We start from the raw sequence: 10,327 nt of genomic DNA, 5'->3' as shown, positions 1-10,327 counted from the left end.
CCTGATAAGCGTGAGGTCGGTGGTTCGAGTCCACTTAGGCCCACCATATTCCACAGTAGCTCAGTGGTAGAGCTATCGGCTGTTAACCGATCGGTCGTAGGTTCGAGTCCTACCTGTGGAGCCATACGGAGAAGTACTCAAGTGGCTGAAGAGGCGCCCCTGCTAAGGGTGTAGGTCGTGTAAGCGGCGCGAGGGTTCAAATCCCTCCTTCTCCGCCAGTCGTTTTAAATTTAAATATGGCCCGTTGGTCAAGCGGTTAAGACACCGCCCTTTCACGGCGGTAACACGGGTTCGAATCCCGTACGGGTCATCTCAAAAAGGTTTGCATATATGCAAACCTTTTTTATTTGCGCTTTTTTAAAGATTAAGTAAACAGAAATAATAGTTAGGAATAATTACCATGAATTTTCAGAATAAAAAGTAAGTTTTAAGCAGGATTTTCCCTATGTTATATGGAATTATTCATAAAGTAATAAAGTATGAAGAGTATGGGATAAAGAGCAATTTAAAAGAACATTTATTCTATTATATTTGTAGAAAAGGTTTATGTTTTTACTGTAAAAGGGAATGAGTGGTAAGAAGCATGTATTATGTGCGTATATTATGTTTGAAGTTAAAGGGGTGGCAAAAGTGAATCTAGCGGTTCAGCCTACTGAATTTGATGTTCATTTGTATCACGAAGGAAACTTATTTCGCAGTTACTCTATTTTCGGTGCGCATCAGGTAACGGTAGAAGGAATTGAAGGCGTACGATTTTGCGTGTGGGCACCTCATGCAAAGGGTGTAAGCGTTGTAGGTGATTTTAATAAATGGAACGGTTTTCAACATTCAATGGTTAAAGTTAATGAAGAAGGTATTTGGATGACATTTATCCCTGAATTAGAACAAGGGACTATTTATAAATATGAAATCATTACACAAAGCAATCAAAAAAAATTAAAAGCAGATCCATACGCTTTCTTCAGTGAAGTACGTCCAAACACTGCGTCTATTGTTTACTCATTGGATGGGTACAAATGGAACGATCAATATTGGCGTAGAAAGAAAAAACAGCAAAATATATATGAAAGACCACTGTGTATTTACGAGCTGCATGCAGGGTCTTGGAGGACTCATGAAGATGGCAGCCTTTATACATATAGTGAATTAGCACAGGAGCTTATTCCTTATATTGCTGAACAAGGTTTTACACATATTGAGTTATTACCAGTCATTGAGCATCCGCTCGACCGATCCTGGGGATATCAAGGAATTGGATACTATTCTGCTACCAGTCGATACGGTACACCTAAAGAGTTGATGAACTTTATAGATGAGTGTCATCAAAACAATATAGGGGTTCTTTTAGATTGGGTACCCGGGCATTTTTGTAAGGATGAACATGGTCTGTATATGTTCGATGGAGAACCTACTTATGAATACAAACAAGAACCCGATCGTGAAAACTACGTTTGGGGAACAGCTAATTTCGATTTAGGAAAGCCTGAAGTACAAAGTTTTCTGATTTCGAATGCTTTGTTTTGGTTGGAGTACTTCCATATAGATGGATTTCGAGTAGATGCTGTAGCTAATATGCTTTATTGGCAAAATTCTTCTGGAAAAGCAGTGAATGATGGAGCTGTCAGCTTCTTGAAAAAGTTGAATGAAGCTGTTTTTGAATCTGATGAAACGGTATTAATGATGGCAGAAGATTCAACGGACTGGCCGCTTGTTACAGCACCTACGTATGAGGGCGGTTTAGGCTTTAATTATAAGTGGAACATGGGATGGATGAATGACGTTTTAACATACATGGAAGCTGGCGTGGAAAGACGTCCCTATCTTCACGATAAAATGACCTTTTCCCTAATGTATGCGTTTAACGAAAACTTTATTTTGCCGCTTTCTCATGATGAAGTCGTACATGGGAAAAAATCATTACTTAATAAAATGCCAGGTGATTACTGGCGCAAGTTTGCACAGCTTCGACTGCTATATGGATATTTCTTTGCACACCCTGGGAAAAAGCTTTTATTTATGGGCGGAGAGTTTGGCCAATTTGATGAGTGGAAAGATTTAGAGGAGTTGGATTGGATGCTTTATGACTTTGACATGCATCGCAATCTTAACGGATATATGAAGGATCTCATCAAGATTTATAAAAGAAGCAAGCCTTTATACGAATTAGACCATAATCCAGATGGATTTGAATGGATTGATGTTAACAACCATCATCAACAAATTTTCTCTTTTATTCGTAAGTCGAAAGAAAATCAAGAGATTTTTATAGTTGTTAGCAATTTTTCTGAGCATCCATATCATTCTTACAAAGTTGGAGTTCCAGTTGAGACAGAGTACATTGAAGTTATTAACAGTGATGACGAAGTGTACGGCGGTTCAGGCATTGTAAATAAAAAGGCACTAAAATCAGTGGATGAATCGTTTCACGGCCAACCTTTTTGCATTGAAATGAATATTCCGCCGTTTGGCATTAGTATACTACGAGCAAAGAGAAAACGAGGGGAGAGAAAACAACATGTTAAAAAAGAAATGCGTAGCGATGTTATTGGCAGGAGGAAAAGGTAGTCGGCTAAGTTCGCTTACAAAAAATCTAGCAAAGCCAGCTGTACCATTTGGTGGTAAGTATCGAATTATTGATTTTGCTTTAAGTAATTGTACAAATTCAGGTATTGAAACAGTAGGTGTATTAACCCAATATCAACCGCTAGTTCTCAATTCATACATTGGAATCGGAAGCGCTTGGGATTTGGACCGACGGAATGGTGGCGTCACGGTATTGCCTCCATATGCAGAGTCAGATGGAGTAAAGTGGTATAAAGGCACGGCTAGTGCTATTTATGAAAATTTAAACTATTTGACACAATATGATCCTGAGTACGTACTGATTCTATCAGGTGATCACATTTATAAAATGAACTATGAAAATATGCTTGATTATCATATAAACAAAGAAGCAGACGTAACGATTTCTGTTATTGAAGTACCTTGGGAAGAAGCGAGCCGCTTTGGTATTTTAAATACAAATAGTGATCTAGACGTAATGGAGTTCGATGAAAAACCACAGCGTCCTAAAAATAATCTAGCTTCCATGGGAATTTATATTTTTAAATGGAGTATTTTAAAAGAATATTTAGAAATGGATGCACGCAATCCGTATTCAAGCCATGATTTTGGTAAAGATGTTATTCCGCTTTTACTAGATGAAAAGAAAAAGCTAATTGCATACCCATTCCAAGGTTATTGGAAAGATGTAGGAACTGTAAAAAGCTTGTGGGAAGCGAATATGGATTTGTTATGTGATAAAGATGAGCTTAATTTATTTGACTCTTCATGGAAAGTATACTCTGTTAACCCTAATCAGCCTCCTCAATATATCGCGCCAAACGCCTGCGTGGTGGAGTCATTAGTAAATGAAGGGTGCGTTGTCGAAGGAAACGTAGAGCAGTCCGTGTTATTTCCAGGTGTACAAATCGGCTCAGGTTCTGAGGTTAAGAAAACGGTTGTCATGCCTACTGCAAAGATAGGTTCTAACGTATATATTGAAAACGCAATTGTTCCATCGGATATTGAAGTTCCAGACGGTACTATTATTCGACCGACCAAAGGAAGCGAAGAAGTAATTCTTGTTACTCAAGAATTGATTGAATCAGTTGCTAAATGCATTTAACGAACAGAGAGGATGAACGACATTGAATAATCAAATGCTTGGTATTATTGATGCTTGTACAAACACAACAGCGCTGCAGCCTTTAACTTTTTATAGATCGATTGCTGCCATTCCTTTTGCAGGGCGCTATCGATTAATCGATTTTACGCTTTCTAATATGGTGAACTCTGGAATTTCGAGCGTTGCCATTTTTCCTCGTGACCGCTACCGCGCATTGATGGATCATATAGGTTCAGGAAAAGAATGGGATTTGGATCGAAAGCGAGATGGATTGTTTATCTTCCCTCCTATGACAAGTGATTTACACTTAGAAAGTCCATCACTATTCACGCAGTTCCGTTACCATATTGATTATTTCTTAAGAAGTAAGCAGGAATACGTATTAATTGCGAATAGTTATACGATATGTACAGTTGACTTTGAGCACGTGCTACAACGTCATATTGCTTCAAATGCAGATATTACTGAAATGAAGCAGGGTGATAAATCGCTTAATATGTATATTATTAATAAATCGATTTTAGTTAATATTTTGCAAAATGAATCGCATGATTTTTATACGATTAAAGAAATGGTTCGATATATGGCACAATCTCATCGTGTAGAAAAGTATGAGCACCATGGATATACGGCTGAGATTTCTAGCTTAGATGCCTACTATAAAACAAGTATGGAAATTTTATCTCCAGATGTTTGGAAGCAGCTATTTATTAACGAACGTCCTGTTTTCACTAAAGTAAAAGATGAACCGCCTACTCGTTACGCAAAAAAAGCGGTTGTGAAAAACTCAATGATCGCAAACGGGTGCGTGATTGAAGGGTATGTGGAAAATAGTATTATCTTCCGAGGCGTTAAAATTGGAAAAGGTACGGTCGTTAAGAATAGCATTGTGATGCAAAAAGGCGTTATTTTAGAAAATAGTGTATTAGAAAATGTTGTTTTAGACAAAGATGTGAAAATAGGAAGTAATGAAACGTTGCTAGGTGAGTCAGGTCTACCTAGAGTCATTGCTAAAGGAACAACTCAAGGAGCGTTGATGAAGTCGTGAATGTATTATTTGCTGTATCAGAATGTGTACCTTTTATTAAAACAGGAGGATTAGCAGACGTAGCTGGTGCCCTGCCTAAAGAATTAAAAAAGTTAGGAACGAACGTATGTGTAGTCATGCCAAAGTACGGAACGATTCCTCAACATTATCAAGATGAAATGGTGATTGAAAAAGTTATTCATGTGCAGGTTGGGTGGAGAAGACAGTACTGCGGAATTGAATCGTTAACGATGGATGGCGTTAAATATATTTTCATTGATAATGAATATTATTTTAAAAGAGATAGCTTATATGGGCACTACGATGACGCTGAACGATTTGCTTTTTTCAGTAGAGCTGTGCTTGAAGCTATCCCATTTTTAGAGAATGAGCCTGATATTATTCATTGTCACGACTGGCATACGGCTATGATTCCATTTTTACTTCGTGCTAATTATGATATGTATGATCATATTCAGACGGTCTTTACGATTCATAACTTGCAATTCCAAGGAATTTTCCCTAAGAGCAATTTATATGAGTTATTAAATTTAAATGATTATTATTTTACTACAAGCCAGCTCGAGTTTTATGGGAATATTAATTTTATGAAAGCTGCGCTTGTATCAGCTGATAAAATTACCACGGTAAGTCCTACATATCGAGATGAAATTCAAATGCCATATTACGGAGAAAGTTTAGATGGATTATTGCGTCAGCGAAATCAAGATTTGATTGGGATTGTAAATGGAATCGATGAAGAAGCTTATAGCCCAGACGCAGATCAGCTTATATCTTATCCTTATTCGGTAGAAGAGATTGAAGGAAAATATAAAAATAAAAAAGAGCTCCAGCGCTATCTTGAATTAGAAGAAAATAAGGATGTTCCAATTATTTCGATGGTTACAAGGTTAACTCAGCAGAAGGGATTGGATTTAGTTAAGCACGTTTTCCATGAGACGGTTAACTTAGGGGCCCAAATTGTTATTTTAGGAACTGGAGAACACGAGTTTGAGCAGTTTTTCCGTGAGATGGAAGATACGTACCCGCAACAAGTAAAAGCCATTATTGGTTTTAATGAGGAACTTGCTCATAAAGTTTATGCCGGTACGGATTTATTTTTAATGCCTTCCCGTTTTGAGCCTTGCGGACTCGGACAATTAATAGCCTTAAAATATGGAACCATTCCAGTCGTTCGTGAAACGGGCGGCCTGAATGACACGGTCAAAGCTTATAATGAATATAGCGGAGAGGGAAATGGCTTCTCTTTTAAAAATTATAATGCTCATGACATGCTTCATACGTTAGAAAGAGCTGTTTCATTTTATCACCAGAAAGATGTATGGAAAAAATTAATGATGGATGCTATGAGTCAGGATTATAGCTGGGGGCAATCGGCATTTAAATATAATCAATTGTATTCAAATTTGACATCTACTCCATCGTGAAAGGGTGAGCAGATTGTTCTCTGATAAAAAAAGCTTTCAAGAGGCTTTTTTAAAAAAGCTGGAAATGACATATGGAAAGAGCTTTAAAGAATCTACTGTTCAAGATCACTATCATACATTAGGAAATATGGTGCGAGAGTATATTAGCAGCGATTGGATTTCAACCAATGAAATTCATAGGTCTTCACATACAAAGCAAGTGTATTATCTTTCTATCGAATTTTTATTAGGCAGACTATTAGGTCAAAATCTGTTGAACTTAGGAATTCGGGAAGTTGTAAAAGAAGGATTAAGTGAGCTGAATATTTCACTTGAAAATATTGAAGAGATAGAAGTAGACGCCGGATTAGGAAACGGCGGATTAGGCAGGCTGGCTGCTTGTTTTTTAGATTCTCTTGCTTCACTTAATCTTCCTGGCCACGGTTATGGGATTCGCTATAAACACGGTTTGTTTGATCAAAAGATTGTAAACGGCTTTCAAATTGAGCTCCCAGAACAGTGGTTAAGGCATGGGAATTCATGGGAGGTACGCAAATTAGATCAAGCTATCGAAGTGAATTTTTGGGGCGAAGTTGAAATGGTACAGGAAGACGGAAAATTTTCTTTTCGTCATGTAAAAGGAGAACCGGTCTCTGCTGTTCCTTATGACATCCCGGTTATCGGATATAAAACAGATACAGTGAATACACTTCGCCTTTGGAATGCGGAACCTTCATCATTTCCAGTACATAAAGATGTGATGGAGTATAAGCGTCAAACAGAGGCTGTATCAGAATTTTTATATCCAGATGATACACATGAAGATGGTAAAATATTAAGATTGAAACAGCAATATTTTCTTGTGTCAGCTAGCTTACAAAGTATTATCAGAGCACATCGAAATACCTATCAAACACTTACAAATTTTCACGAAAAAGTAGCCATTCATATTAACGATACGCATCCTGTACTTGCGATTCCTGAGCTAATGAGAATTTTACTGGATGAAGAAAAAATGGAATGGGAAGATGCATGGCATATTACGTCCAATACCATATCATACACAAATCATACGACTCTTTCTGAAGCCCTTGAGAAATGGCCGATTGACTTATTTCAACCCTTGCTTCCACGCGTGTATATGATTATTGAAGAAATTAATGAACGCTTTTGTAAAGAATTATGGGAAGTATATCCAGGAGACTGGCAGCGGATTGAAAATATGGCTATTTTAGCGCACGGGTTAGTAAAGATGGCTCATTTAGCAATTGTGGGAAGTTACAAAGTAAACGGCGTGGCAAAGATTCATACTGATATTTTAAAAGAACGAGAAATGAAAGATTTTTATCAGTTTTATCCTGCTAAATTTAACAATAAAACGAACGGAATTACCCACCGGCGCTGGTTGTTAAAAGCTAATCCGCAGCTTTCCTCCCTTATTACCGAGGTGATAGGAGATAAATGGATTAAACAGCCGCATTCTCTTATAAAGCTCCAAGAGTATGTGGAAGATCCAAGCTTTTTACAAGGACTAAAAACAGTAAAACAACAGCGTAAAAAGCTGCTTGCGGATATTATTCAAGAGCAAACGGGAATTAAAATCGATTCTAATTCTATTTTTGATGTGCAGGTTAAAAGGCTTCATGCTTATAAAAGACAGCTTTTAAATGTGCTGCACATTATGTATTTGTACAATCGATTAAAAGAAGACCCTAATTTTCAAATCGTTCCTCGTACATTTATTTTTGGTGCGAAAGCTTCTCCCGGTTATTATTATGCAAAAAAAGTCATCAAGCTAATTAATTCTGTAGCTGATGTTGTCAATCATGATCCACAAACATCACCGTTTTTAAAAGTCGTTTTTTTAGAAAACTATCGGGTGTCACTTGCTGAGTATATCTTTCCTGCAGCGGATGTCAGTGAACAGATTTCAACCGCCAGCAAAGAAGCTTCGGGAACGGGAAATATGAAATTCATGATGAACGGAGCGTTAACTCTTGGCACGCTGGACGGAGCGAACGTCGAAATTAGCGAGGCAGTAGGAAAAGATAATGCCTTTCTTTTTGGATTAAAAGCCGAAGAAGTGTTGAGCTATCAGCAAAATGGGGGATACCGTGCCTATGATTATTACCATCATGATAAGCGGATTCGACAAGTGCTCGAGCAGCTTACAAACGGCTTCCTACCAGACACATATGACTTGTTCGAGCCTATATATGATTCATTATTAATGCAAAATGATGAATACTATGTACTCCGTGACTTTGACTCATACGTTACGGCACAGCAAAAAGTAAACGAGGCTTATAGAAATGAAAATAAATGGCTTCAAATGAGTGCGACGAACATTGCACATTCCGGCTTTTTTTCTAGTGATCGAACGATTGAGGAATATGCATCTGATATTTGGGGAATTCACTCCACTAAAAATTTATTAAATCAATAAATAAAAAAGGTGTAGTCAAAGACTACACCTTTTTTATTTTATCTGTTGTCACCGTTTAAGAAATCACCTAAAGAACCAAGGATACTGCCTTCACCTTTACCTCCCGTTGGCGAAACTGCACTTGATAAAACGCGATCGGCTAGTCGGCTAAAAGGAAGAGATTGAATCCAAACTGTTCCTGGTCCTGACAGAGTAGCAAAAAACATGCCTTCTCCTCCAAACAGAGCTGTTTTAATTTTCCCTACATATTCGATGTTGTAGTTTACATCACGGGTCATGGCCACTAAACATCCAGTATCCACGCGAAGGCGTTCACCCGGCTGCAGCTGTCTTTTATGAATGGTCCCGCCTGCATGCAAAAATGCCAAGCCATTACCTTCTAATTTTTGCATAATAAAACCTTCACCGCCAAAGAAGCCCGTTCCTAGTTTTTTTTGAAAATCAATGCCAACGGATACGCCTTTGGCAGCGCATAAAAAGGAGCTCTTTTGACAAATGATTTTATGATCGAGCTGCTCTAAATCGACAGGAATAATCTTGCCTGGAAAAGGTGAAGCGAAAGATACTTTTCGTTTGTGATATCCGTTATTTGTATATACCGTCATAAATAAACTTTCACCAGTTAATACGCGTTTCCCAGCTCCTTTTAGTTTATTAAAAAGCCCGCTGCTGTTGGAGGAAGAACCGTCACCAAAAATGGTTTCCATCTCAATATCATCTTCCATCATCATCATTCCTCCAGCTTCTGCTATAACACTTTCTGAAGGATCTAATTCAATTTCAACAAACTGCATGTCATCTCCATACAATTTGTAATCAATTTCATGTGCATTCATCATTTTCACCTCATTATAATTCTAATCTCCTATTCATTCGATGTCATCTCCTATAGCTCCTACTAAAAATAGAAAAAAGAGTAGTATGAAGAACTACTCCTTTTCAGTGTATGGATCTTTCTCATAGGCCGGTAAGTCTCCAAATATGGTCATCGTACCTTCTTCATCCAATGCATTTTCATATCGCTCATGCTCTTTTGAAGGGTAAATAGGAAGAGGCTGTCCATATAAATCGGTAGCGGCAAAGTTTTCATAATCTTCAACGTACCCGATAGCTTCATCTGCCTCAATATAGGTTTCACTATAGTTAGACGTATCTTCTATAAAATCAGAAGGAGATTCAGACGTCCCGTAACGCGCAACGTCTTGCCAAGAATCTTCTGCGTCATATCCTGTCGTTTCGGTATCGTCATAGTCGTATTGACCAAATGGGTGATGGAGAACATTTTCTTCTACAGGTCTGTGCTTTGGAATATCCTGTGATGGACTATGTTCTCTACAGTATAAAGTAGTTGGTACAGCCTGAAGTCTTTCAAACGAGATATCTGTTCCACATACTTTGCATGTTCCATACGTGCTGTGAGCGATTGCCTGAAGTGCTTCTTCTATTTCATGTAGCTCTTGTTTTGCATGTTCATTTAGTGCAAGGTCTTTTTCACGCTCATATGTTTCCGTGGCTGTGTCACCAGGGTGGTTATCGTAGCTTGAAAGTTCTCCTACAGCATCGTGAGCGTCGCTTCGAGTTAGACCAAAATGATCATTTTGGTCAAAGTGCGATTGAACATCAGCCTGCTGCTGCTGTAAATTTTGTTTTAACTGACTGATTTCTTGTTTTGAAAGTGTCATGAAGCTCCCCCTTAAAAATTTATTGTGCTTTTGTAGTATGTGTTAAAAATTCAAAAAAACACGATTCATATTAGGAGT

The 10,327-nt window shown here is 37.9% G+C and carries 7 protein-coding genes and 3 tRNA genes; 8 read left to right on the top strand and 2 right to left on the bottom strand.

Annotation, left to right across the window (positions count from 1 at the left end; all coding sequences use genetic code 11):
* The first annotated feature begins 49 nt into the window (after positions 1-49).
* The 8 genes from LJC66_RS24865 (at position 50) to LJC66_RS24830 (ending at position 8,567) form a co-directional block, all read left to right on the top strand.
* Positions 50-124: transfer RNA gene (locus LJC66_RS24865), tRNA-Asn, on the top strand.
* A gap of 3 nt (positions 125-127) precedes the next feature.
* Positions 128-218 (top strand) — tRNA-Ser (locus LJC66_RS24860).
* 20 nt (positions 219-238) lie between these two features.
* Positions 239-310, top strand: a tRNA-Glu gene (locus LJC66_RS24855).
* Between the two features lie 293 nt (positions 311-603).
* On the top strand, positions 604-2,565 hold the full coding sequence (gene glgB, locus LJC66_RS24850; protein WP_195695770.1) for a 1,4-alpha-glucan branching protein GlgB: 1,962 nt from the start codon (positions 604-606) through the stop codon (positions 2,563-2,565).
* Complete coding sequence (locus LJC66_RS24845; RefSeq protein WP_016765788.1) at positions 2,516-3,667, top strand: glucose-1-phosphate adenylyltransferase; 1,152 nt, start codon at positions 2,516-2,518, stop codon at positions 3,665-3,667. The genes glgB and LJC66_RS24845 overlap by 50 nt, the downstream gene beginning before the upstream one ends.
* A 22-nt stretch (positions 3,668-3,689) precedes the next feature.
* Positions 3,690-4,715 (top strand): glucose-1-phosphate adenylyltransferase family protein, encoded by a 1,026-nt coding sequence (locus LJC66_RS24840; protein ID WP_230933709.1) that lies wholly within the window; start codon positions 3,690-3,692, stop codon positions 4,713-4,715.
* On the top strand, positions 4,712-6,142 hold the full coding sequence (gene glgA / locus LJC66_RS24835; protein WP_230933708.1) for a glycogen synthase GlgA: 1,431 nt from the start codon (positions 4,712-4,714) through the stop codon (positions 6,140-6,142). Before LJC66_RS24840 ends, glgA begins: the two co-directional genes overlap by 4 nt.
* A 13-nt stretch (positions 6,143-6,155) precedes the next feature.
* Entirely contained in the window at positions 6,156-8,567 is a 2,412-nt protein-coding gene (locus LJC66_RS24830; protein WP_230933707.1) for a glycogen/starch/alpha-glucan phosphorylase, read from the top strand.
* Positions 8,568-8,605: 38 nt separating this feature from the next.
* Here the strand turns inward: LJC66_RS24830 and LJC66_RS24825 are convergent, their stop codons facing one another.
* Positions 8,606-9,403 (bottom strand): TIGR00266 family protein, encoded by a 798-nt coding sequence (locus LJC66_RS24825; protein WP_013059569.1) that lies wholly within the window; start codon positions 9,401-9,403, stop codon positions 8,606-8,608.
* A 93-nt stretch (positions 9,404-9,496) separates the two neighbouring features.
* Positions 9,497-10,249, bottom strand: a complete 753-nt coding sequence (locus tag LJC66_RS24820; RefSeq protein WP_230933706.1) for a TraR/DksA C4-type zinc finger protein — start codon at positions 10,247-10,249, stop codon at positions 9,497-9,499.
* Positions 10,250-10,327 lie beyond the last annotated feature (78 nt).

The sequence above is a fragment of the Priestia sp. TSO9 genome (genome assembly GCF_021029645.1).
In the GTDB taxonomy this organism is placed as follows: domain Bacteria; phylum Bacillota; class Bacilli; order Bacillales; family Bacillaceae_H; genus Priestia; species Priestia megaterium_E.
Note: the sequence above shows the minus strand (reverse complement) of the source record. Positions and strands in the feature narration are given on the sequence as shown.

Excerpts from the sequence above, each read along its gene's own strand:
- LJC66_RS24845 (WP_016765788.1), top strand. The coding sequence starts at position 2,516 with ATGTTAAAAAAGAAATGCGTAGCGATGTTATTGGCAGGAGGAAAAGGT.
- LJC66_RS24820 (WP_230933706.1), bottom strand. The coding sequence starts at position 10,249 with ATGACACTTTCAAAACAAGAAATCAGTCAGTTAAAACAAAATTTACAG.
- glgB (WP_195695770.1), top strand. The coding sequence starts at position 604 with ATGTTTGAAGTTAAAGGGGTGGCAAAAGTGAATCTAGCGGTTCAGCCT.
- LJC66_RS24825 (WP_013059569.1), bottom strand. The coding sequence starts at position 9,403 with ATGAATGCACATGAAATTGATTACAAATTGTATGGAGATGACATGCAG.